This is a genomic window from Streptomyces sp. NBC_01571, assembly GCF_026339875.1.
In the GTDB taxonomy this organism is placed as follows: domain Bacteria; phylum Actinomycetota; class Actinomycetes; order Streptomycetales; family Streptomycetaceae; genus Streptomyces.
Map to the genome: position 1 here is coordinate 347,373 of NZ_JAPEPZ010000002.1, position 23,649 is coordinate 371,021.

Consider the following 23,649-nt stretch of genomic DNA (forward strand, 5'->3'; position numbering starts at 1 on the left):
GCGCAGTCGTCACTAGTGCGGGAAGCGGCGGGGTGGGCGGGTGACTATGGATTCGCGGAACTCGGCGATCCGCGCATGGACTTGGCGCATCAGGTGGGTGTCCTCGATCCGGTCCAGGTAGAGGCAGCGGGCTGCCAGGCCCGGGAGGTCGAAGGCGAAGTACAGGGACATCAGCGGGTTCACGAACAACTCGCTGCCCCGGGTGCGGTCAGTGAACCGGACATCGCCGAACGAGCCGCGCACGGCTGCCGCGATGGAACCGTTCACGATGCTGGGGTGCTCCGGGGTGTGGTGCTGAGCGTGCGTCACCGCGTCAAGATAGAGAGCGCCCTCACGGGTGGCGCGCGGTATCGAGAACGCACCGAGGTACGCGCCGTCGCGCTCCAGCGCGGCGATGTTCTCCAGTACCTGCGTATGGTTTACGCCGTGGTAGGCGTCTACACCGAAGCCGACTGACACGACGAGCCGGGTCGGTATGCCGTCCAGCGCGGCCAGCGCCGCCACGCTCGTCAGGTCCTCCTCTGGAGTGCCGAGCCCGGCTTCATCGCCGCGCATCAAAATGTCCGTACCGCCGTCGACCAGCACCACAGCGTCGACGCGGTGCAGCTCGATCAGTGCTTGGTAGGCGGCGCGCAGCGGGCGCACCCCGGTCTGGGGGAAGGCGTACACGGTGAACGGGTAGCCGTGCTGGCGCAGCCACTGAGCGAGGGTCCGCTCCGGGAAGTAGCCCTGGTGCAAAGCGGAGTCGGGAGTGACGGCGGCCAGGTCGGGGGCGACCCAGTCATCGATCGGGAGACCGGCGAGTGCGCTGAAGGAGAGGTTCGCGAGATATACCTGCTTGCCCTGGTGCAGGAGGGAGAGAGCCAACGGCAGGCCGGAGTAGATGTCGAAGCCGCCACCCGCGCCCGCGATGAGGATCCGTTCGGCATCGGCGAGCCGGGTGAAGAGTGGGTTGGAGTGGAGGGACGTCATGACGATCATTGTCCGGGGACCCGACCCCGGGCGCTCCCGAGTTCTCGACGCGACGGCGGAGCCACGGAGTGACCGGAATCAAGACCTTCGACCCTCGACCGCCGAGAGTCGCGTGCCCTGTATCGGGACGGGCCGGCTGGGCTTCCGCCCCAGTCGTGGGTGGGCTGACAAGGCTTACGTCTCCTGCAAGAACCGGGCCTAGCTGCGTCGCCGCGGAATCCGCTGCACCGTCCCTGACAGCGGCGGCCAGGTGCGCAACCACCAGAAGCTCGGCTCCTGTGGTCGTCGGCTGCCGCATTTCGACCCGGCCGATTGCCGCGAGTGTCATGCGGTCGAGTGCGGGGGCAGCCGCCTCATGAGGCACCGCGCTGTCGCCACCACATGCGACAGGCTCGCGGTCCGCGACCAGGCGACCGTCCTCGTCGCTGCCGTCAGCGAGTGGCTGTGGTCTTCGGCTGTCACGCGGTGGGGTCCACGTTCCATGTCGCAGGCAGATCGCTGCCGCAGAAGACACAGACGAAGTCGTCCTCGCGCACGATGTTGTGCTCCTGGCAGTCGGGGCACCGCCGGAACACCACTTCGTGGGTGAAGCCACAGGGCCGCTGAAGCTCCATATCGTCCAGAGCGCGGGCGACTGCCGCCCAGGAGGTGATGTCTGGGCAGTACCCGGTGGACTGGTTGCTGACCTCGCTCACGGCCCACCGGTCTGCCTCGCGCACGAAGCTGATCTCGCCCGCACTCAGAACCCTGTCTCCGCCGGCACAGGCCACGTGCTCGCTTCGCCGCGGTGCCAGTCGAAGCACACCGTCCCTACCGACCACGAAGGTGAACGGTTCGGCCAAATCCGCTGACGATCGCTCAGCGATCCAACCCTCGAAGTCAGCCGCCGAGCTGATCCGCCACCCGCCGCCACCAGGCGGGACCGCGGTCTTCAGCTCGACCGGTCCGACGTACCGGTAACTCCGTACCCGCGCACTCACGGCAGTCAACCTAGAGCACTTCGGTCATGGCCAGGGTCATGTGACGGTGCCGACCCAGGTAACGGCGGACCTGGCCACGCCGTCGAGTCTGGAGAACTTCCGCGGCCAGAGCAGTTGACAGCATCCGGTCACGATCCCGTGACGCCGCCTACTGCCTGCCGTGGTCAGGTAGTTGCACAGTCGCCCCGCGCCGCCGGCCCGGTGCATTGCGCAGTGCCCGCGAGGGCGTTGGGCGTGCGCAGTCGGCCGCCCACGGGGCCGACCAGCACGGCGCCGGCGAAGGGGGGAACGGCCGTAGTCTGTGCCGGCTCCCCATCGGTCGGTCACCGCTGTTGCCTGCAGAAGGGTGAGGTTTCCCCGGACCATGCCCGCTGTCATGGAGAGCGCGACGATTACAGCACGACCGCGTCCGCCTTGAACTCCGGCGAGTAGTTCTTCATGACCACAAGATGTCTGATATCAGACCCTCAGGATCCAGTGTCTCGTGTGTCCAACATCAGGGGTCAAGGCCGCCGAGTAGCCGAGGGGATTCTCACCCCTCGGCCCTCACAGATCCGTACGTGACGATCTCTCGTCATACGGCTCTTGTCGTTCTGGTCACCAGACGCGGGGGGCATGGGTGGTCCAGGCCCAGTGGGCGAAGAACCGGGGTCGTCGTGCGACGGCCTGGTTCCACGCCATTTGGGCTTTCTTCCTGCCCCGCAGTCGCTTGAACTTCTTGCGCATCCACCGCATCACGTAGGCGTTGACACGTTCCAGGAGGGGATGGAGGGCCGACTGGTAGAAGGCCCCGTAGTACGCCATCCATCCCCGAATGATCGGGTTGATGAACCGTGCGAGGTCTGCTTCGGTCAGGCTGGTGCGGTGGTGCAGCCGCCAGGACCGCACCTCGGAACTGATACGGCGCAGGGCTTCCCCGCTGACGGCGGGGAGGAACGACCGGAACATCCGCCCGTCCTTGCGCACCGCGGAGCGTGTGCGGAAGGTGAACCCCAGGAAGTTGAACTCGGTCTGCTCGTACGAGGCACGCCGGTTGGCATCCTGGCAGTACACGATCCGGGTTTTCTCCGGGTGCAGTTCAAGCCCCACCTCGGTCATCCGCTTCTCGATCGCCTTGAGCACGAAGCGTGCCTGGCGTTCGCTGACGCAGTGGACCACCGCGTCGTCCACGTAGCGTTCGAACCCGATGGCGGGAAAGTTCCGCGCCATCCAGGAATCGAAGGCGTAGTGAAGGAAGAGATTGGCGAGGACAGGCGAAACCGAAGAGCCCTGGGGCGTCCCCCGGTCCCGCTCGCGCCGTGTCCCGTCGGGCAGTTGCAGCGGTGCGGCCAGCCAGCGCCGCACGTACAGCAGGACCCAGGACTGGGACGGATCAGTGTGGGCGGCGACCGCCTTGAGGACCAGATCCCACGGAACGCTGTCGAAGAACGCGCGAATGTCCAGGTCGATGACCCAGTCCGCCTTCCAGCAGCGCTCCCGGCACCGGCCTACAGCGTCGATCGCCGACCGCCCGGGACGATAGCCGTATGAGTCCGGGTGGAAGACCGGCTCGGCCTTCGCCTCCAGCGCCCCGGCAACCACCGTCTGAGCAATACGATCCCCGATCGTGGGCACGCCCAAAATCCGGACGCCCCCTTTCTTCGGGATCTCCACCGCACGCACCGGGGGCGGGAAATAGGTGCCGGAGGAGAGACGGTTCCAGATCCGGTACAGATTGTTCTTCAGATCCTTCTCGAACTCTTCCATCGACACCGCATCCACACCCGCTGCGCCCTTGTTCGACCTGACTTTCTCGTACGCCTCCCAGACGGACTGCTTCGAAATATCGAACGGCTTGCCTGATGCTTTCAACTCGTTCACGCGACTCCTCCCGGGAAACACCCGGTTGATCGAATAAACATAGTCACGAACGACCCGGCCCCTTCGCTCCACCCCCATTACAGGGGCTTCATCACTACTACGAGCCGGTCCGCCGGCGTGCCTGGCATCGGTACTCAGTCCCTCACGGCTTCGGACCGCCCGGGACGCTCCCTTCCCCCGCTCACCAGCGGAGACGTATCCAGACCCGCCTTCTCCTGTTCCGCACGAAGGCCGCAGACCGGGCTCGCGTCGCCTGCATGCCGGACACCGCCTGGCCAATAAACGGGCACCCGCCAGACTCCTCCCGGGACTGCCTTGACACCCCGGTTCTGATGTCAACTCTACTTTTCGACACGTCAGCAGCGATTCACTTGCGTTCGCCTTCCCGATCCCCACCTGACACCGTTTTCCGGCGCCTTTTCCTCATCGTTCACCACGGCAGTCTTCAGCTAGCGCAGCATGAGGTGGTTTAAATCCTCCCCCCGCAGGGCGAATTTGAAGGGCCAAACCTTCATCCTCCGTACAGCATCGCTACACGAAGAGTTCCTACATGCTTCTCCCTTTCGCGTTCAGGACACAACAAGGCCGGGTAGTTAGCGTTTTCGCAGGTCACGCAAGGGGAGTTGGGGTCCATGCTGTGGCGGCGTAGAGGCCGGGGCCGAGTTTGTGGATGAGGCCGGTTTCGGCCCATCTGGACAGCTGTCGATACATGGTCTCCATGGTGATGTCGCCGAAATGGGAGGCGATGTCACGGGGGCGCCAGAGGCGGTTGGGGTCGTTCTCGAGCAGGGCCAGGATTCGGTGACGGCGGCGCTCGGTGAGGGCGGTGTGCCGGTCGTCACGGGAGACGGCGGGGAGCTGGGGGCGGGATTGCGGAGGCTCGAGGACGTTGATGTCGAGACCGGTGATGGTGCGGCTGGTGTCGGGCCTGCCGTCCTCGTGGCGGGTGCTGTAGCGGGACATCGGTGACTTGACCTTGCGGGTGCTGACCCGCCTGCGTCGGGGCGGGAGGAGACGGGTCAGGATCCGGTGCCCGATCAGTCCGAGGTGACCGGCGTCGGCGGGGTCGGTGATGACGGCGGCGGCCTGGACGACCTGGTCGCGGGCGGTCTGGAGGGCGACGGTGAAGCAGCAGCGGTCCGGATCGGTGCCAGGCAGCGACTCTGCGGCCTCGACCATCATGGTGCGTAAGGCTTGGTAGAGGGTGAGCAAGGCCCACATCTCCTGCTCGATGCCTGCCGGGTCGCCCGAGCGGAGGTTGCTGCCGTTCATGATCGTGTGGCGGAGCGCGTAGTACGCGGATTCGTGTTCCCACCGCTGGTGATAGAGACCCACCAGGGCGGTGGCGGGGTGACGGCGGGCGTCGGTCAGGGTGGTGACCAGTCGGTAGGACCCGGTGAAGGATGTGCCGTCCGCGCAGGTCACGGCGATCTGTGCGTCGATGATCCGCACTTTCACGGTGCCGATCACCGACAGGTAGGAGCCGTCAGCGAGGCGGGTGAGGACCGGCGTGCGCCGGTTGCTGCGGAGCCGGCCCAGGACCTGGGCGCCGGTGTCGGTGACCTGAGCGAGGAAGGCGTTGCTGTCGAATCCTTTGTCCCACAGCACCAGCATGTCCGGCCGCAGCAGATGCAGCAGCCGGCCGGCGTAGCTCGTCTCGCCCTCGGCGGTGGGGCCGAACACCGCGCCGACCAGGGCCCGGGTGCCGGTCTCGACCAGCGTCATCAACTCCAGCGTCGGATAGCCATGATGCGAAGTCCTGCCCAGCCAGGCCCGGTTCCGTTCGGAATCGGGCACCCTCAGCGAACTGCAGCCGTCGAACGACACCGTCCGGTACGGACCGAAACGCACACCTGGCGTCGTCGGACGGGCCAGCAACCCGGCCAGTACCTCGAACAACGCCCGCATCGGCGCGCTGCCGATCCGCCGGCGCAGGTCACGTAACGCCTTCGCCGACGGACAGGCCACTGGCATCCCGGACAGACCCGCGGTCAGCTTGTCCCAGACGAGGCGATAGCCGACCCCGGGGAACAGGCACATCGCCAGCAAGAAGTAGACCCCGACCCGCGACGGGAGATCACGCAGCCGCTGCTGCACCGTCCTCGTCTCCGCAAGGACCGCGTCCACCAGCTCGAACGGCACGACGGCGGTCAGTTCCCCCAGATGCCCTGGAGCGAACCGGCCCGCAGCCACGGTGACCGTTCGGGTGATGGCCGTCAGCGGAGACGGCAGGACACAATGACGGGGCAACGGAGCTCCTTCGGGACAAGCTGTCCTGGTCGACTGCCTGTACCAACGAGCTCCGTTGCTCTGCGTCGGGAGTCCTTCAACTGGCTTGCGTGACCTGCGAAAACGCTAACTACCCGGCCTTGGGTCAAGGCCCGAGAGACCGGCAGCACGCCGAGGCCTGGAGCTCGGCGCACCGGCAACGTCGCAACGGCCCGCCCCGAACGAGCCGGGGACACGACCGGCGAACTGCCGAACGGACAGAGCCGGCCCGATCCCGCTGACAACTCGCGGCTAAGCGACCGTGAGTACAAGCTTGCCCTGGATGTGTCCTCGGGCGGCGCGTTCGTGCGCGCCTCGGGCGTCCGCGAGTGCGAACGTGCTGTCGATCGCGACCCGGACTGTGCCCGTGTCGAGCAGGCGTCCCAGTTCGGCGAGCTGCGCGCTGTTCGAGCGGACCGTGGTGCCCGTGACGGTGACGCCCAGCTTCGCGTTCTCTTCATCGTCGAATTCGCCGAAGAATACGGGGAACTGGGAGCCGCCGCGCTTGAGCGTGCGCAGGAAGCGCCTGCTGTCGGGGCCACCGACGGCGTCGAGAACGAGGTCGACGTCGCGGACGAGTTCTTCGGGGCGGCTCTTGGTGTAGTCGATGAACTCGTCGGCACCGAGCCCGCGCAGGAACGATTCATGCGCGCTCGACGCCACCGCGATGACACGTGCGCCCTTCCATTTCGCCAGTTGGAGCGCGAAGTGCCCCACGCCGCCCGCGGCGCCGTTGATGAGCACCGTCGCGTTGGCGTCGAGCGGCACCGGGCGATGCTGCGCCGCCTGGAAGGGCGACGGGTGATCGTGTCCGAGCTCGATCAGGTACTGCCACGCGGTGAGTCCGGACATGGGCGCCCCGGCAGCGTGGACGTGATCGATGCCGGCGGGCTTGAGCGTGAGGTCCGACGCGGGCGCGGCCACGTACTCGGCATAGGTGCTGCCCTCGAAGCCGGGGAAGCGAAGGAGGCCGAAGACTTCGTCGCCGACGGAGAAGCCGTCCACATCCGCGGCGACGGCCTCGACGACGCCCGACAGGTCCGTCCCCGGGATCGTGGGCAAACTGAACTTCGGCCTCGTCTCCGGAGGCAGGTTGGACATCCCGTCGCGCAGGTACCAGTCGGGGGGGTTGATGCCGACCGCGTGCACGCGAACGAGCACCTCACCCGGCCCCGGCTGGGGAATCGGCACCTCGTCGTAACGCAAGACTTCAGGGCCGCCGTGCCCATGCAGCCGGATCGCCCTCATCGTGTGTATCGGCATCGTTTTCTCCTGCCCGCGCTGCGGATAGACTCATTCGGATCAGTGGTCCATATATTCGGACCACTGATCCGAATATATGGACCACTGATCCGGATAGTCAAGGGGGACAGATGCGCGCCGACGCCAGGAAGAACCGTGAGCACCTGCTCGCAGTAGCGGGCACCACCATCAGCGAGCAGGGCGTCGACGTGTCACTGCGGGACATCGCACGCAGGGCCGACGTCGGACTCGCGACACTGCTGCGGCACTTCCCGACGCGCGAGGCGCTGCTCGACGCCCTGCTCCGCACGAGCTTCGACGAGCTCACCGCCAACGCAAGCGCCCTCGAAACATCCGGCTCCCCCGACGATGCTCTCGTCTCGTGGCTGCGCGACTGCGTCGCGTGGACAACCGAGTACCGGGGCGCGGTCGTGCTGATGGCCGCCGCCATCGAGGACACCGAGTCCGCACTCCACGCTTCGTGCGTCACCCTGCGTGCGGCCGGTGCTCGCCTCCTCACCCGCGCCCAGTCCGCGGGCATGGCGCGGACCGACATCGACGGCACCGACTTGTTCGCGCTGGTGGAGGCGCTCGCTTGGCTCGGCGATCAACGCTCGCTCGCGCCACGCGCCGATCACCTCTTCGACGTTGTCGCAAGCGCGATCCTGACGCGCCCGAGCTGAATCCGTCGCACACGCGGAGCCGCGAACTCGGCCGCCCGCGCTGGGCAGGAGCGGATCGACGCCGAGTTCGCCAGGGCGGTCGAGGTCACCGGCATCGAGCCGCCGCGCTCCCCGGAAGCGGACCGCGACCGGAAGCGGACGCACCGTGTTTCAGCACAGTCAAGTGCCCGCTGCGGCAGGGACGGAGCGCGGAGGCGGCGGTGCCGGCCAGGGCCGACACTTCGCCCGCCGCGACGAGCGAGGCGGTGACACGGAGCGAATACTGCATTGCGGCCGGGCCACGTGAATCCTGCACGGCGGCCTGCGAGAGGCGGCGGTAGACCGACCGCCCGACATCAACCCTTTTCCCGGTGATCTTGGAACCGACGGTCGGACGGCCGCTCGGGGTTGCCCACAGAACCTGTCTGTCCCGCGGTGTCCAGGTCACCGATCCGGTCGGCGAGGGTCCTCAAGGCTTCGGAAGACGGCGAGCCGGGTTGAGCTGTACTCACGAACAGCCACTGGTCCGGATCACCGGGAAAGACAAGGGACTCATAGTCCAAGGTGACTTCGCCGATCAGGGGGTGCCGGTAGTGTCTGGTGCCGTGGGAGTACTCCTCCACATCCTGTGCGGCCCACCATCGGCGAAAGTCTTCGTCTACGGCTGACAGCTGATCAATCAGTTTGGTAAGTTGCGGATCGTTCGGATGCCGACCCGCATACAGGTGCAAACCTGTGACGACCATCCGGGCGGCCATGTCCCAGTCGATAAATAGCTCACGGGCCGCAGGGTCGAGAAATATATATCGCGCCAGATTGCGCTCGCGGGCTGGCGCGGCATCGAAATCGACGTACATCGCGCAAGCCATTCGGTTCACGGCAAGGACGTCCATGCGGCCGTCCAGAATCATGGCGGGGATGTCCCGAAGAACCTCAAGCAGCGCGTACACACCTGGACGCACTCGCCACGGAACGGCCGGCCGGCTCACTCTGACCACGGACTGCGGCCTGGCCAGGGCGAACAGATGCGCACGCTCGACATCATCCAGCCTCAGAGCGCGGGCTACGGCCTCCAGTACCGCTTCCGAGGCGTTGGCCACCCGCCCGCGTTCCAGGCGGATGTAGTAGTCCGCGCTCAATCCGGCCAGGAGCGCAACCTCCTCACGCCTGAGTCCCGGAACACGACGACTCGCCCCCGGCGTGACCCCGACCTGCCCAGGAGTCACCCGGGCTCGCCGCGAGCGCAGAAAATCGCTCAGCTCTTTGTTGTCATCTGAACCGGACGACGTCGTGCCCATATATTGAGGCTAGCCCTCAACGCGCCGCTCCGGCAAACGCACAGTGCATTATTTCCGCCACATAAGTAAATCCATGTCATTGCAAAAGGGAGATTCCTGAAACAGCCACTCTAAAAAGTGAAGTGGAACCGTCCCGCTCACCGGCGGACCGCTACCTGCCTATACCCAATCCACGCGGGATGTGATCACGCGTGGCGGGACATGCGGAAATGCGTCGGCTGAGGCTGCGTGTACGTCACGGCCGAACAGGCGAGCGGGCAGCCGCTGACGCGGACTGCCGTACCGGCCACGCCTGTTGGACCCACAGACCATCTCAGACCATCTCCGCGCAGAACCCAAGTAGCGGGGCGCGCGCATGCCTCGCCGGCTGGGGCGGCGGCGGATCCGATTTCCTTGCTGTCGTCCAGGCACCGGCATGTGATCGCGCCGACGACCCTTTCGCCCTTTCCGCCTCGACGAGGATCAAGCTGCGTTGTGCATGGGCGGTTACTCAGCGACAGGGAAAGGGGGCCTGCCAGAACCTGGACCAGCAGACCATGACCGAGATAGGCCTCTTTGACCGCCCACAGGCGCCTTCTCGAATGGTTCTCTGGATTGCAGGTCAGCACAGAGCCCGCAGGCTCACCGACCGAGGCACGAAACCCCCGTTCACCCCCCTGGTGACGCATTGGGAATATTCCACCGAAGTCAAGAAACAAGGACATCCCCATGGAACTGAAGCTCGAAATGATCGTGATGCCCGTCTCCGACATCGACCGGGCCAAGGCCTTCTACGAGAAGGTCGGATTCCGCCTGGACGTGGACTACACGGCCAGCCAGGACTTCCGAGCTGTGCACTTCACGGCGCCCGGCTCCGAGTGCTCGATCATCTTCGGCGAGGGGATGACACCCATCGCACCCGGCTCGCTCCAGGGCCTGTATCTCATCGTCTCCGACATCGAGGAAGCCCGCGCGGAGCTCGTCGGCCGCGGCATCGAAGTCAGCGAGATCTTCCACGACGCCAACCTCTTTTTCCACGGCCACGAGGACGGGGACGTCACCCACCGGTCCCCCGGCCAGGAGCGACTGGCCGGACTGCACCCCGAGCGCGCCTCCTACGGCTCCTTCCTCACCTTCAGCGACCCGGACGGCAACGGCTGGGTGCTCCAGGAGGTCACGCAGCGCCAGCCCGGCCGCTGACAACCCCAGAAGTTGCCGCCCAAGAGCTGCCGTCCGCTCCGGCCCAGCGGCTGTCGCGATCCGGGCCGAGCGCGGCACCGGACCACCAGGCGGCGCGGGGGTGCTCCCCGCCGCCCGGTCGTCCCCCCTGCCACGGCGGCTTTGGCGGCCGGTACGGGGCGCCGAGAGACGGCTTTGCCGGCGGGGCCGTCCCGTCCCGTGACCCCGCCCGCTCGACCCCGTGCGGCGCCGCGGCCCTGGCGCCGTCCGGCGGCGGGTATCGGCAAACGCGGCCGTCAACGGGCCGCGGCGGCCGGAGTGTCCGACCGAGTCACGGAAGCAATGAGGAACGAAACAGTGAGGAACGCAGCAGTGATGAACGAGACAACCCGCACCTACGACGTGATCGTCATCGGCGGGGGGCCGGTCGGCGAGAACGTGGCCGAACGCGCTCGTGCCGCGGGGCTCAGCACCGTGGTCGTAGAACGCGAACTCCTCGGCGGCGAGTGCTCGTTCTGGGCCTGCGACCCGAGCAAGGCACTGCTGGGGCCGGTGGTGGCACGTGCCGACGCGAGCCGCGTACCCGGACTCGACCCGGCGGTGGCCGGCCCGCTGGACGTCGAGCGGGTCCTCGCGCACCGCGACAAGATGTCCTCGTACTGGAAGGACGAGGACCAGGTCGAGTGGCTGAACTCGGTCTCCGTCGACCTCATACGCGGCCACGGCCGCCTCATCGGCCCCAAGCAGGTGGCCGTGCAGACTCCTGAGGGCGACACCGTCATGCTGACCGCCCGGCACGCCGTCGCCGTCTCCACCGGCACCCGCGCCGCCCTGCCCCCCATCCCCGGACTCGACACCGGCCGCCCCTGGACCAGCCGCGAGGCCACCACAGCCGACAAGGTGCCCGGCCGCCTCGCCGTCGTCGGAGGCGGTGTGGTCGCCGTCGAGATGGCCACCGCCTGGCAGGGCCTCGGCTCCCAGGTCACCATGCTCGTCCTCGACAACGGACTCCTCGAGCGGATGGAGCCGTTCGCCGGCGAACTGGTCACTGACACCCTGCGCGAAGCAGGCGTCGACATCCGCTTCAACACCGCCGTCACCTCACTGGACCGCACGGGCGGCCAGGACGGCGAGGTGCGGATCAAGCTCTCCGACGGCGGGCAGCTGGCCGCGGACGAGATCCTGCTGGCGACCGGCCGCGCACCGCAGACCCGCGACGTCGGCCTGGAGACCGTCGGTCTCACCCCCGGAGACTGGCTGACCGTCGACGACACCTTCCAGGTCACCGGCGTCGACGGCGGCTGGCTCTACGCCGTCGGCGACGTCAACCACCGCGCCCTGATGACGCATCAGGGCAAGTACCAGGCCCGGATCGCCGGCACCGTCATCGGCGCCCGCGCCAAGGGAGAGCCCATCCACGACGCCCCCTGGGGCGCGCATGTCGCCACCGCCGACCACGCGGCCGTCCCCCAGGTCGTCTTCACCACCCCTGAGATCGCCTCCGTCGGGCTGACCAGCCGTGAGGCCGAGCAGAGCGGGCGCCGCATCGAAGTCGTCGACTACGACCTCGCCCGCGTCGCCGGCGCCCACCAGTACGGCGAGGACTACCGCGGCCGGGCCCGCATGCTCATCGACACCGACCGCAACACCGTGGTCGGCGTCACCTTCGCCGGCCCCGGCGTCGGTGAGCTGGTGCACTCGGCCACCATCGCGGTCGCAGGCGAGGTGCCCCTCGACCGGCTCTGGCACGCCGTCCCCGCCTTCCCCACCCTCGGCGAGGTCTGGCTGCGGCTGCTGGAGACCTACCGCGGCTGAGCATGCTCCGCCCGGCATGCGGGGTGGTCCTGGCCTCCACCGGGTGACTCGGTCGTCTGCGGGTGAGGAACGATCCTCCTGTCCTGGTGGCCGGCAGTGGCGTGCCCGTGGGCACGGATCGGACCGAGGGCTCCGGATGAGCGCAAGGTGCTGTACCGAATCGTCTTCTCCGGCGTCCGGTGCAACAGTTCCCCGCTGAACGCAGCTCCGGCACGGTCTGCTGGTGGGCGTTGCGGGGCTTCGCAGCCCCGCAACGCCCGCTCTCCGGGCCTCACTTGAACTTGACGTCGATCACCGCAAATGTGGATCTTGGCTTCGGAGGGGGCGGGGTTCGCAGTCGCGGGCGAGGCGTGCATCACTCCAGCCGAAGAATGACCTGGCGGAGACGAACAACCGGCCCGACTCTCTGCAGGCCTGATCAGCGATCATCGTGTCGCACGTTCACAATGTCCGAAGGGGGAACACGATGATTTCTGAGCCGGAGATGGCTGGAGAGCCCGGCCCGATGGAGACCCGCGAGGTCGTGGGCGACTTCAGCAGTGAGCCTGTCGGTCGACGACGGCCGCGCAAGTCGTGGTTGTGGGCGCTGGGAGGTGTGGTGGCGGCATCGGCGCTGTGGGCGCCGGCCGTGTTCGTCTACGGACTGGGCGCTCAGACGCCCAGCACGCACGGATACCGGCTCGACAAGGACCCCTGCTCCTCCGTACGACTGGCGTCGATCAGCGCTGCCATCGCACCGAGGGTATCCGCCGATGTCGTCGACTCCGGGCTGTTGAAGCATCCCGCCGTCGACCAGGCCCAGTGCTCCATAGCGGTACGGCCGCTGGCTAAGGCAAAGCAGTCCAAGACCGGGTGGTCTCTGGACTACTACGTCGGCATCACCGTGACACTGCACAAGGAGACCGACCCTGGCGTCGAGTTCGAAGCACGGCAGCGGACGACCGATCAGGGCATCGTCCCGGCCGACAACGTCAAGACTGTTCCAGACCTCGGCGACACGGCGTACCTGATCACCCGGGACACCAGCAACACCGAGTTGCGGGTCCTGGAAGGCGGAGCGGTCCTCTCCCTGACCCTGGCCGCCAGCAGCAGCTACCAGAGCGAAGACACCGACGACGACATCGGTGAGGGGCCTGAGATCCCTGATGTGTCTTCCTACCAGTCAGCCTTGGTCAACGACATGCGTGACCTGATGACAAGCCTCAAGCGCTGAACCCTGGAGCCTCCCGCTGGATTGCCCGACCGCCACGCACGGCATGGCCGAGCGAGTCAAGGAAGAAAGGCGCGCCGTTCCCCTGTACGTCGAACTCCCTGGCACGGCCCAGTTCGAGGCCGCAGGGCGCGCGGTCGGGCAGCGGTACCAACACGCTTTTCGCTGGGACGCTTTCAGGAAGGTTTCGGGCGTGCCGCGACGGGCCTGCCTGCTCTCTCATGCAGGGTCCGCGGCGTCGTTCTGCCGCTCTGTCGCCGCCCCTGTCGGTTGCTCTGCCCAGACGGTCTTTCCCTGGGTTCGGGAGCGGGTGCCCCACTGGTCCGCGAGGCTCGCGATGATGAACAGGCCCCGACCTGTCTCGTCGACAGTGCGGGCGTGTTTCACCTGCGGGGAGCTGGTTGCGGTGTCGCTCACCTCGCAGGTCAGCATCCGCTCGAAGATCAGCCGGAGCTGGAAGGGTGGAGCGCCGTGGCGGACCGCGTTGCCGACGAGCTCGCTGACGATGAGCTCGGTGGTGAACGCCGTTTTCTCGTCCACGTCCCATGCCTCCAACTGGCGGCGGGCCGCTGCGCGGGCGATCGGCGCGGCCTCGGCGTCAGCGGGCAGGTCGCGGGTCAGTACGCGGTCGTGGGGCAGCGCTTTCGTGCGGGCGAGCAGCATCAGTGTCTCGCCGGTGCGGTCGTTGTCTGTGAGCGTGTGCGCGATGTCGTCGCACACGTCTCGCAGTGGCCTGGTGCCGATGCTGTCCAGGAACGGGTGCAGGGAGCCGGACGGCGCCAGGACCTCGTCGGCGAGTGCGGCCGTGCCCATCGCCAGAGTGGTGCCTTCGGGGAGGCTGACGGTGATCGCAGGGAATGGTGCGCTGCCCGGTTCGGCGAGTGGTGGACCTGGGGGAACCGACAAAGAGGCCGAGGTGCCGTCGGGAAAGACCGCGACCGGATCGGGAAGGCCGGCGCGGGCGACGGTGCAGGTGAGATCGACGGGGTCGTAGATCGCGATGACGCATCTGGCCGTGAGCGGTTCGCGGTTCACCGGGTCCGGGGGCAGTGCCGCCCGCGCTGCCGCCAGGCGGGCGGTGGTATCACTGAGGCGCGCCAGCAGTTCGTCTGGCTGCAGGTCCAGATCAGCGAGGGTATGGATCGCCGTCCGCAGGAGTCCCATCGTGATAGCTGCCGCGATGCCCTTTCCGGCCACGTCGCCAACGATCAGCGCGGTCCGTGCACCGGGCAGCGCGATCGCGTCGGACCACGCGCCGCCGCCCTCCGGGTCGGGAATGTGCAGTTGGGAGATCTCCGCCGTGGCGTGCGTGGCGGGCTGGTGAGGAAGGAGTCTGCGCTGCACGGTTCGTGCGGTGATCCACTCGCGCATGAACTGACGGGCGTTGTCGATGCAGAGCGCAGTGTGCGCGCACATGGCGGATGCCACTGCGACGTCCTCCTCTTCGAAGGGGTCTTCCTCCTGGTAGCGGTAGAAGCTGACGAGGCCCAGAGCATGGCCGCGCAATGCCAGCGGAGCCACGATCAGAGAATGGGCACCGGCTCGTCTGATGACGTCGGCTCGGGCCGGGTCGGCGGCCAGCCACGAATTGTCCTCATCGATCTTCGCGAGGCACGGTCGCAGGTCGGCCAGAACGTCCGAGAAGGGGGTGCCGACCGGCAAAGAGCGCTTGACGCCGACCGGGGGACCCCCGATCCGGCCTCGGAAGGCTGCTCGGCGCAGGAGAGCGTCCCGGTGGACCGGTACCGAGGGAGGTTCCTCTCCCCGGACGACGCCTTCGATCACTTCGACGTCCGCGATGCCCGCGAAAGCAGGTACTACCGCATCGACCAGTTCCGAACAGACGTGCATCACGTTCAGCAGGTGCCCCACCTGCGTGCGGACCGTGTCCAGGAGAGCCAGACGATTCTGTGCGTTTTCCCGTTCTGTGACGTCGAGCGCCGATGTCACCAGGCCGACTACCTCGCCGGCGGAGTCCTCCAAGCGGAGGTAGGAGACAGAGCAGATGCGGCGCGTAGGCCGATCTGGTGCCTTGTCGCGCCGGACGAGCCGGTTCACCACCGGTTCCCCGCTCTCCAGGACCCTTTGCGCCACGGCGGCTTCTTCCTCCGGGTCCGAGAATTCACACGCCTCGGTGAAATGCGTGCCCAACAGGTGCCGTACGGACGTGTCATGCCGTTCGCCGGCGATGGTGCTCATGCGGACCACGCGCAGCTGGTTGTCGAGGACGTACAGCCGCACGGGAGAATGGGTGAACACAGCTTTCAAGATCGCCGCGTCCTGCCCCGGCATGGCGTCGCCAGCCGCGAGGACCTGCCACACGACGGACGTACCTCGCAGTACTGGCTTGACCAGCACCGCAGCCGCATCCGAGAACTTCCCGCGCCATTCGCCGCCGGCAGCGGCCTCACGCATCAGCGTGGCCACCTGCCGGCCAAGGGCCTCCTGGGCAGACCACCCGAACAGATCCTCAGCCGGACGCCCCCACTCGATCACCCGGCCACTCTCATCAATGAGCACGAGCACGTCACCGCTGGGCATCCGAAAACACCTCCGCCCCCATGCCTGCCCTCGCTGCGCCGGAGACTGGTCCGCTCGTCCGCCAGTTACACCGATCGGCTCAGCACGCGCCACACGAAAACTGTCGGCCTGCTCCCGATGGCCGAGCTCGTTGTCCTGACGGCAGTGGGGGCATCGGGCACCGGCCGCTGAAAGCACACTTCCTCGCGTCCGGATGCCTGTTCGCCAACGTCATCGCCGGTCCCGACCCCGCACCTACCCGGCCCGGGGTACGGACCCGCCTGGTGTATCTGGGCGTCGCGATCGCCGTACATGCCCTGATCGCACAAGCCGTGTACGGCGGATTCTTCGTCGACATCCACGCTCCCGTCGTCCAGGTCCAGCAGGGCGCCGAGATCATGTACTACGGCGGAGACTTCGCCGAACTCCTCCTGGCCGCAGCACTCGTAGCGACCTGGCGCCCCGGACGCCACACCGCCGCTACCTGCATGCCCCGAGACAAGACGATCGGCATGGCAGCCGCACCACACCGAGCATCCGTCGCACGAGGCGCAGGGGACTTGCAGGACAGGACTGTTCGCGGTGCCCTCAGCCGTGCGCGGCCCTCTCTCGGTGCCCGAGCCACCCACTGCGCTACGAGAACCGCTGTGGCGGACCGGTTCAGGGCCAGACAGGCCTTGCTGCCGGCGGCTGAACATCGAACGGCGGCGGATGCGCATGTCTGCCCTTCCTCGATGTCGGTCAGGGACTGAAGGCACCGGGGGGCGGGATTCAGAAGGAGATTTCGTCGGCCGGGCAGATGTGGGCGTCCATGTTGAGGCTCATCATGCGCAGCGCCGCGTGGGCGAGATCGGCTTGGACGTGGACCACAGCGTCCTCGGGAACCGTTACCCGGAGGTGGTCCGCCGATCACGGGCTTACCGAACCCGAGCAGCGGATTACACCCTTGGCCCTAGGCGCCCCGGACCTGCCGCAGGATCACGCGGCGCAGCAGGGGTCAGGCGCTGAACGCGGTGGCCTGGGGGCGCGCCGCAGGCGGCGCTCTGCGCCGGGACCTCGGGTCCGCTGTCGCCCGTCGAGTCTCGCCTCCGGCACGGAAGACTTGATGATGCCCCCCGGGACGCGCCTGTCGTCAGTCGGCGGCCTCCTCCGCCAGGGTGGTGTACCGCTGCCGCGCCCACAACGGCAGCACCACCCAGCACGCGAGGTACCAGGCCACCACCCCGCCGACCAGCCACGGGACGAAGCCGTCATGCGTGGCCACCCGCAGGATCAGGAACAAGGCCGAAGTGAGCGTGGCAATCAGCAGCGCCAGGCCGATGAAGGTGAGCCGCGCGGCCCAGCGCACTGCCTGCGCCTTGATACTGCGGCCAGACACCCACCGGTGAAACGGGACCGGTGCGATGAGTGCACCGGTCGCAGTCGCGCCGAGCACGACCGTGGTGATGTAGATGATCCGGTCCATGTCGGACAGGTGTCCGAAAGCCGGCGTAAAGGCCACGCTCAGCAGGAAACCGAAGAGGATTTGGACACCAGTCTGCGCGACCCGAATTTCCTGCATCAGTTCGTTCCACTGCCGGTCGGCGCGCTCAGCCTCGGACTCCTGTCGGCGCGCCTGCTCGGCTCCTTCTGATACCCAAGCCGCTGGTATCGCTTCCGAAACTCTGCCGTCCAACACGACCCCTCCCGGTGTCTCGTCCGTGTCGGCATGTACCCCCGATCGCCGCATTCGTGCACACCGAATTGACCATGTGTTGACCTCTCGACGCGGTCCGCGGCCCGGCCGCAGCAGCGTGCAGGCGCAGAGCGTGGCACCGTCGAAGCCCTGTGGGGCCCGTCCCCAGGCCCTCAGCCAGAGATCCGCAGCGGCGGTCAGATTCGGCCAGTGCAGATCACCGTGCACGGTGGTCCAGGAAGTCACGACCGGGGCCGGCATTTTCACGAACTCGGGGATGGCTCGGGCCATGTACGCCTCGCGGACGGCGGCGCGGGGGCGGTCGGCGCCGCGGGCACGGCGCGGACGGCGATCTCGGACCACCGCCCCCTGGTGGTCGAGCTGTCGCTGTGAGACCTGCCCGGCGCGCGCGGCGGCGGTGTGGCCACGAGGCCGGCCCGGGCCCCGGACTTCGGACTTCGGACCCCGGGCCTCGAACCCCGGGCCTCGAACCCCGGGTCTCGGACCCCAGGCCTCGGACCCCAGGCCTCGAACCCCGGGCCTCGGACCCCGGGTCTCGGACCCCGGGCCTCGGACCCCGGGTCTCGAACCCCGGGCCTCGGACCCCGGGTCTCGAACCCCGGACCCCGGGCGTCGCGTCCCGCGGACCGGTCGAGCGGCGGCGGCCCCTCGGCACGTTCCTCGGCGTGACCGCCGGGCGATCTAAGCTCGGCGTATGGCCAAGTACTTCGACGTGCATCCGGAGAACCCCCAGCCGCGGATCATCGGCCAGGTGGCCGAGATCATCCGCGGCGGCGGTCTCGTCATCTACCCGACCGACTCCTGTTTCGCGCTGGGCTGCCAGCTCGGGAATCGGGAAGGACTCGATCGCATCCGCTCCATCCGCCGGCTCGACGACCGGCATCACTTCACCCTCATGTGTCAGGACTTCGCGCAGCTGGGCCATTTCGTGCACATCGACAACTCGGTGTTCCGCACGGTCAAGGCCTCGACCCCCGGCAGCTACACCTTCATCCTTCCGGCGACGAAGGAGGCACCGCGCAGGCTGCTGCACCCGAAGAAGAAGACCGTCGGCGTCCGGATCCCCGACCACGCCGTCGCCCAGGCGCTCCTCGCCGAGCTCGGCGAGCCACTGCTGTCGAGCACCCTGCTCCTGCCCGACCAGGACAAGCCGCTGACCCAGGGCTGGGAGATCAAGGACGAGCTCGACCACGTGGTGGACGCGGTCCTCGACTCCGGTGACTGTGGCGTCGAGCCGACCACCGTCATCGACTTCTCGCAGGGAGAGCCCGAGATCGTACGCTACGGGGCGGGCGATCCGTCACGGTTCGAGTAGAGGGCCCGGCCCACGGACGGCGGCGCCGCCGGTCAAGCGCGCCGCGGGCGAATTCACCTGCCGGACACCGGTGTTGTGGCGGGTTCACACCCCGTACGTACGGCTCGTCACCGGGACTCCCCGCCGGGGAGCGAGTCGGAGTGCGCGTTGCCCTCGGCCGCCGGACCGCTCACCTTCCAGATCCGTGTGGCCACTTGGAGGTTGAAGCGGCTGTCCACGTCGTCGAGTCGCCGGCCGCTGATCTCCCGGATGCGCTGCAACCGGTACCGCAGCGTGCTGCGGTGGACGGCGAGGGCCCGCGCCGTCTCGTCGTAGTTGCCGCCGTGGTCGAAGTACCGGGTGAGGGTGTGCACCAGGTCCGTGCCGTGGGTGGCGTCGTAGTCGAGCAGCGGACCGAGCCACTCGCGGACGAAGAACGTGACGTCCCGTGCGTCGTTGCCCCTGGCCAGGATGCGGTAGAGGCCGAGTTCCTCGTAGACCGCGGTGCCGTAGGGCGGTTGTGACTGCCTGCGCACGTGCAACGCGCTGACGGCCTGTTCGTAGGAGTGGGGAAGGCCGGCCGTCGTCTCGCACAGGCTCCCGACGCCCACCGCGCCGCGCCACGAGCCCACCTCGCCGACGACGGCGCCGTACAGTCCGGGGTCGCACGGCCCGCCCTGGACGACCAGCACCGCCATGTCCGAGCGCCGGGCGAGCAGCGACCGCAGTCCCAGTCCGCGCGCGGCGCGGCCGACCGCGTCCAGGAACCGGTCGTCGGCGGCCGTGGCATGCCACTGGGCGACCACGACATGGTGCGGTCCGTGCAGATCGTGACCGACGGCCTCCGCCCGGGCGTACGCGCCGCCCTCGTCGGCTCCGGTCAGCAGGTCATCCACGAGATCGCGGCTCATGCGCAGTTCGGTCTCCGCCAGGCTGCGGCGGTGGGCGAGTTCCAGGGCCAGCGCGGTGCACGCGTGGCCGAGCGCGAACGCCTCGGCGTCACCGGCCGCGCCCCCGGGATCGATGAGTTCGATCGTGCCGAGGATCTCACCGTGGTGGCGGGCGACCCCGATGAGGCGGCCCTCGTGGCGGACCGGGTCCGGGGTCCGCATCGCACGGTGCAGGAGTTGTTCGCGCAGCGTCGGATCGGGCTTCTCGTGGGCTCCGTCCACCCCGGGTCCCGCCCGGGCGAGCGGGTTGCCGAAGCGGTCCTCGATGCGGGTGGCGAGGCCGGTCAGCTCGTACACGGCGTCGGCGATGCCGTCCTCTCCCGCGTCGCCGACGTGGGCGCGGGAGAGGACGTCGTGCACGGTGTGCTGCGCCTCCAGCTCCGCGACCAGCGTGGTCAGCCGTTCGTTGACCGCGTCCCGCTCCTCGATGGCCCGGAACAGCTGCCGGGCGTACTCGCGGTCGCGGCTGCGGGCGTCGGCGTTGTAGAGCGCGGCGGCGGTCGGCCGCGCGAGGGCGTACAGGAGGAAGCGCTGGTCGTCGGACGGCGGCTCGGGGGCGCTGACGACGAGGTAGCCGAGGAGTCCGCGGGAACTGCGCAGTCCCGCCGCCCACCCCCAGCCACCTTCCCGGAAGCGGAGGATGCCGTCCTCCCCGCCCAGTGCGCTCAGCTGTCGGATCGCCGCGGGGAGCTCTTTCGGGGCCCGGCCGTCGAGGGAGGGTGCGCTCGGTGTGGCGTCGAGTTCGAAGCGTCCGTCCCTGAGCAGGTAGCAGCCCTCGGGCCGGCAGTCGGTGAGGCGTGGTACCGCGTCCATGGCCAGGCGCAGGATCTCCTGAGCTTCCGGGGCGTCCAGCATCGTCACGGCCAGCACGAACACGTCGTACAGGCTCGCCAGCTGTTTCCGGCCCCAGGAGGCCGGGGCGGTGGAGGGCACCTGGCCGGGAAAGCCGCGCGGTCCGATGCGCTGGTGCCCCGCACCGGAGGCGTCGTCGACCATGCCAGGCATAACGTAATAGTACCGTTTGAACCTTTTGGTCGCCTGTCGTACCGGGTGGCGTCCCTTGTCCCGGCAAGTCGAGGCGGGGCGCGAATTTCACCCCGTCAGGCGCAGGCGCCTCTCCGCGCCCCGTAACAGTCTGGCAGGGACGCGAGCAACGACGCGGGTGCGCTTCGGTCGCCCGACGCGTGCACCCGCGGACGCACGGACCCGACCTGAACACGACCGCCGTCACCGGACAGGGGCAGACGCCGGGGCGGCAGGCGAAGGAGTTCCTCATGGGCAAGGCAGTCGGAATCGATCTGGGCACCACCAACTCGGTGATCGCCGTGTGGGAGGGCGGCGAACCCACTGTCATACCGAACGCCGAGGGCTCGCGTACGACGCCCTCCATCGTCGCCTTCGCCGAAGGGGGCGAACGTCTGGTGGGACAGCTCGCCAGGCGCCAGGCGATCCTCAATCCCAAGGGCACCATCTACTCGGCCAAGCGGTTCATCGGCCGGCACTACGACGAGGTGTCCGCCGAGGCCAAGGCGGTGGCGTACGACGTCGTCGAGGGCGAGGGCGGGGTCGCCCGCTTCAAGGTGCGCGACAAGCTGTACTCGCCCGAGGAGATCAGCGCGCTGGTGCTGCGCAAGCTCGCCGACGACGCGGGCAAGCAGCTGGGCGAGCGGGTGACCGAAGCGGTCATCACCGTGCCGGCGTACTTCAACGACGCGCAGCGCCAGGCGACCAAGGACGCCGGCCGCATCGCGGGCCTCGAGGTGTTGCGGATCATCAACGAGCCGACGGCGGCGGCGCTGGCGTACGGGATGGAGAAGAAGCAGCACGAGACCGTGCTCGTCTTCGACCTCGGCGGCGGCACCTTCGACGTGAGCATTCTGGACGTCGGCGACGGCGTGGTGGAGGTGCGCTCGACCGCGGGGGACAGTCACCTCGGCGGCGACGACTTCGACCGTCGGATCGTCGACCTGCTCGCCGACACCTTCCAGCAGCAGAACGGCATCGACCTGCGCAAGGATCCGCAGGCCCTGCAGCGGCTGTTCGAAGCGGCGGAGAAGGCCAAGACCGAGCTGAGTTCGGTCACCCAGACGCAGGTCAGCCTGCCGTTCATCACCGCGGACGCCTCCGGTCCCAAGCACCTGACCGAGACGATCATGAGGTCCAAGTTCGACCAGATCACCGCCGACCTGGTGGAGCGGACCCTGGAGCCGGTCAAGCAGGCGATGACCGACGCCAAGGTGAGCGAGAACGACATCGACGAGGTCATTCTCGTGGGCGGCTCGACGCGTATCCCGGCCGTGCAGAACCTGGTCCGCCGGCTGACCGGCGGCAAGGACCCGAACATGAGCGTGAACCCGGACGAGGTCGTGGCGCTGGGCGCGGCGATCCAGGCCGGCGTGCTCAAGGGCGAGGTCAAGGACGTCCTGCTGCTCGACGTCACGCCGCTGTCGCTGGGCGTGGAGACCCGTGGTGGGGTCATGACGAAGCTCATCGAACGGAACACCACGATCCCGGTACGCCGCTCCGAGACCTTCTCCACGGCGGAGGACAACCAGGAGGCCGTCGACGTCGTCGTGCTGCAGGGCGAGCGCGAACTCGCCGCGGACAACCGGGTCCTGGGCCGCTTCCAGCTCAAGGACATCCGTCCGGCACCGCGCGGCGAGCCGCAGGTCGAGGTCACCTTCGACATCGACGCCAACGGCATCCTGAACGTGACCGCGCGGGACAAGGACACCAGCAAGGAACAGAGCATCACCATCAGCGAGGGTTCCAACCTCGACCAGGGCGAGGTCGAGCGGATGGTCCAGGAGGCCGAACAGCACCGCGGCGAGGACCAGGCACTGCGCGACGGTGTCGACGCCCGCAACGAACTGGACGCCGTCGCCTACCAGGTCGAGCGCCGCCTCACCGAACTCGGTGAGGCCGCGCCGGAACACGAGCGGGCCCGCGCGGAGATGCTCGTCTCCGAGGCCCGCGAGGCAGTCAGGCAGGACGCGCCGCCCGAGAAGGTCCGGCCGATGACCTCCGAGCTGCAACAGGTGCTGGCGTCCCTCACCGCCCATCAGACGGGCGCGGGACAGGCCGCGGAGGCCGCGCCCGGCGCGCAGGACACCACGAGCGCCCCAACGGGTTCCGACGACGTCATAGACGCCGAATTCGACAAGAGCTGAGGTGCGGTCATGGCCACCGGACAGGAGCCTGTGACGCCCCCCGAACGCGAACAGCGCATCGAGGACGCCGCCGACCCCGCGGCCCCGGCCGCCCCGGCGCGGCCGGAGGCGGAGGAACAGGCCGCGGAGCTCGACGAGCTCAGGGACCGCTGGCGCCGCGCGCTCGCCGACCTGGACAACCTGCGCAAGCGCCACGCGAAGGAACTGGAACGCGTGCGCGGTGAGGAACGTGCCCGCACGGCCGCGGCCTGGCTGCCGGTGCTCGACAACCTGGAACGGGCCCTGGGGCACGCCGACGCCGACCCCTCCGCCGTACTGAAGGGCATCGAGACCGTGCGCGACCAGGCGGTCGAGGTGCTGCGCGGCCTCGGATACCCGCGTCACGAGGAGACCGGGGTGCCCTTCGACCCGACCAGACACGAGGTCGTCGGGGTCGTCGACGACCCCGGCGCCGAGCCGAACACCGTGGCCCAGGTGGTGAGTCCGGGCTATGGGGCGGACGGCAACCAGTTGCGCCCGGCGTTCGTCATGGTCAGCAAGCGGCAGGAGTGACG

At 68.3% G+C, this 23,649-nt stretch carries 17 protein-coding genes and 1 pseudogene; 9 read left to right on the forward strand and 9 right to left on the reverse strand.

From position 1 onward, the window contains the following. Nucleotides 1-12: 12 nt before the first annotated feature. From OHB41_RS44745 to OHB41_RS44770, 5 genes are all read right to left on the reverse strand, one after another. A complete protein-coding gene (locus OHB41_RS44745; RefSeq protein WP_266707265.1) occupies nucleotides 13-972 on the reverse strand; it encodes a DUF1152 domain-containing protein in 960 nt (319 codons plus the stop codon). Nucleotides 973-1,430: 458 nt separating this feature from the next. Beyond that, complete coding sequence (locus OHB41_RS44750) at nucleotides 1,431-1,907, reverse strand: hypothetical protein (RefSeq protein WP_526025107.1); 477 nt, start codon at nucleotides 1,905-1,907, stop codon at nucleotides 1,431-1,433. Between the two features lie 642 nt (nucleotides 1,908-2,549). Then, nucleotides 2,550-3,890: a group II intron reverse transcriptase/maturase gene (gene ltrA, locus OHB41_RS44760; RefSeq protein WP_266707269.1), complete on the reverse strand. Its 1,341-nt coding sequence runs from the start codon at nucleotides 3,888-3,890 to the stop codon at nucleotides 2,550-2,552. A 531-nt stretch (nucleotides 3,891-4,421) separates the two neighbouring features. Then, a complete protein-coding gene (locus OHB41_RS44765; RefSeq protein ID WP_266707271.1) occupies nucleotides 4,422-6,062 on the reverse strand; it encodes an IS4 family transposase in 1,641 nt (546 codons plus the stop codon). Nucleotides 6,063-6,332: 270 nt separating this feature from the next. Continuing rightward, nucleotides 6,333-7,343: an NADP-dependent oxidoreductase gene (locus OHB41_RS44770; RefSeq protein WP_266707273.1), complete on the reverse strand. Its 1,011-nt coding sequence runs from the start codon at nucleotides 7,341-7,343 to the stop codon at nucleotides 6,333-6,335. A 110-nt stretch (nucleotides 7,344-7,453) separates the two neighbouring features. Here OHB41_RS44770 and OHB41_RS44775 point away from each other — a divergent pair, with 110 nt between their 5' ends. Beyond that, a complete protein-coding gene (locus OHB41_RS44775) occupies nucleotides 7,454-8,005 on the forward strand; it encodes a TetR/AcrR family transcriptional regulator (RefSeq protein WP_266707275.1) in 552 nt (183 codons plus the stop codon). A 335-nt stretch (nucleotides 8,006-8,340) separates the two neighbouring features. On the opposite strand, the gene OHB41_RS44780 is transcribed toward OHB41_RS44775, so the two are convergent. Continuing rightward, nucleotides 8,341-9,282: a helix-turn-helix transcriptional regulator gene (locus OHB41_RS44780; RefSeq protein ID WP_266707277.1), complete on the reverse strand. Its 942-nt coding sequence runs from the start codon at nucleotides 9,280-9,282 to the stop codon at nucleotides 8,341-8,343. Nucleotides 9,283-9,990: 708 nt separating this feature from the next. Here OHB41_RS44780 and OHB41_RS44785 point away from each other — a divergent pair. From OHB41_RS44785 to OHB41_RS44795, 3 genes are all read left to right on the forward strand, one after another. Beyond that, on the forward strand, nucleotides 9,991-10,461 hold the full coding sequence (locus OHB41_RS44785; RefSeq protein WP_266707279.1) for a VOC family protein: 471 nt from the start codon (nucleotides 9,991-9,993) through the stop codon (nucleotides 10,459-10,461). 354 nt (nucleotides 10,462-10,815) lie between these two features. Next, a complete protein-coding gene (locus OHB41_RS44790; RefSeq protein WP_266707281.1) occupies nucleotides 10,816-12,255 on the forward strand; it encodes a dihydrolipoyl dehydrogenase family protein in 1,440 nt (479 codons plus the stop codon). A gap of 466 nt (nucleotides 12,256-12,721) precedes the next feature. Continuing rightward, on the forward strand, nucleotides 12,722-13,468 hold the full coding sequence (locus OHB41_RS44795) for a hypothetical protein (protein WP_266707283.1): 747 nt from the start codon (nucleotides 12,722-12,724) through the stop codon (nucleotides 13,466-13,468). Between the two features lie 216 nt (nucleotides 13,469-13,684). On the opposite strand, the gene OHB41_RS44800 is transcribed toward OHB41_RS44795, so the two are convergent. Further along, complete coding sequence (locus tag OHB41_RS44800) at nucleotides 13,685-16,006, reverse strand: SpoIIE family protein phosphatase (protein ID WP_266707285.1); 2,322 nt, start codon at nucleotides 16,004-16,006, stop codon at nucleotides 13,685-13,687. A 155-nt stretch (nucleotides 16,007-16,161) separates the two neighbouring features. Here OHB41_RS44800 and OHB41_RS44805 point away from each other — a divergent pair. After that, a pseudogene (locus tag OHB41_RS44805) lies at nucleotides 16,162-16,455 on the forward strand (cytochrome c oxidase assembly protein); the annotation flags it as partial. Between the two features lie 662 nt (nucleotides 16,456-17,117). On the opposite strand, the gene OHB41_RS44815 reads toward OHB41_RS44805, so the two are convergent. Further along, nucleotides 17,118-17,663 (reverse strand): DUF6328 family protein, encoded by a 546-nt coding sequence (locus tag OHB41_RS44815; RefSeq protein WP_526025088.1) that lies wholly within the window; start codon nucleotides 17,661-17,663, stop codon nucleotides 17,118-17,120. 207 nt (nucleotides 17,664-17,870) lie between these two features. Here OHB41_RS44815 and OHB41_RS44820 point away from each other — a divergent pair, with 207 nt between their 5' ends. Beyond that, a complete protein-coding gene (locus OHB41_RS44820) occupies nucleotides 17,871-18,053 on the forward strand; it encodes a hypothetical protein (protein ID WP_266707287.1) in 183 nt (60 codons plus the stop codon). A gap of 322 nt (nucleotides 18,054-18,375) precedes the next feature. Continuing rightward, nucleotides 18,376-18,996 (forward strand): L-threonylcarbamoyladenylate synthase, encoded by a 621-nt coding sequence (locus tag OHB41_RS44825; RefSeq protein WP_266707289.1) that lies wholly within the window; start codon nucleotides 18,376-18,378, stop codon nucleotides 18,994-18,996. Between the two features lie 107 nt (nucleotides 18,997-19,103). Here OHB41_RS44825 and OHB41_RS44830 read toward each other — a convergent pair whose 3' ends face one another. Next, the gene (locus OHB41_RS44830; RefSeq protein ID WP_266707291.1) at nucleotides 19,104-20,930 is read right to left on the reverse strand and encodes a PucR family transcriptional regulator; all 1,827 of its coding nucleotides are present in this window, start codon (nucleotides 20,928-20,930) and stop codon (nucleotides 19,104-19,106) included. A gap of 269 nt (nucleotides 20,931-21,199) precedes the next feature. On the opposite strand from OHB41_RS44830, the gene dnaK reads away from it, so the two are divergent. Both dnaK and OHB41_RS44840 read left to right on the forward strand, forming a co-directional pair. Then, complete coding sequence (gene dnaK, locus OHB41_RS44835) at nucleotides 21,200-23,095, forward strand: molecular chaperone DnaK (RefSeq protein WP_266707293.1); 1,896 nt, start codon at nucleotides 21,200-21,202, stop codon at nucleotides 23,093-23,095. A gap of 9 nt (nucleotides 23,096-23,104) precedes the next feature. After that, nucleotides 23,105-23,647 carry a nucleotide exchange factor GrpE gene (locus OHB41_RS44840; RefSeq protein ID WP_266707295.1) on the forward strand — a complete coding sequence of 181 codons (543 nt, stop codon included), beginning with the start codon at nucleotides 23,105-23,107 and terminating at the stop codon, nucleotides 23,645-23,647. The last annotated feature ends 2 nt before the right edge of the window (nucleotides 23,648-23,649 follow it).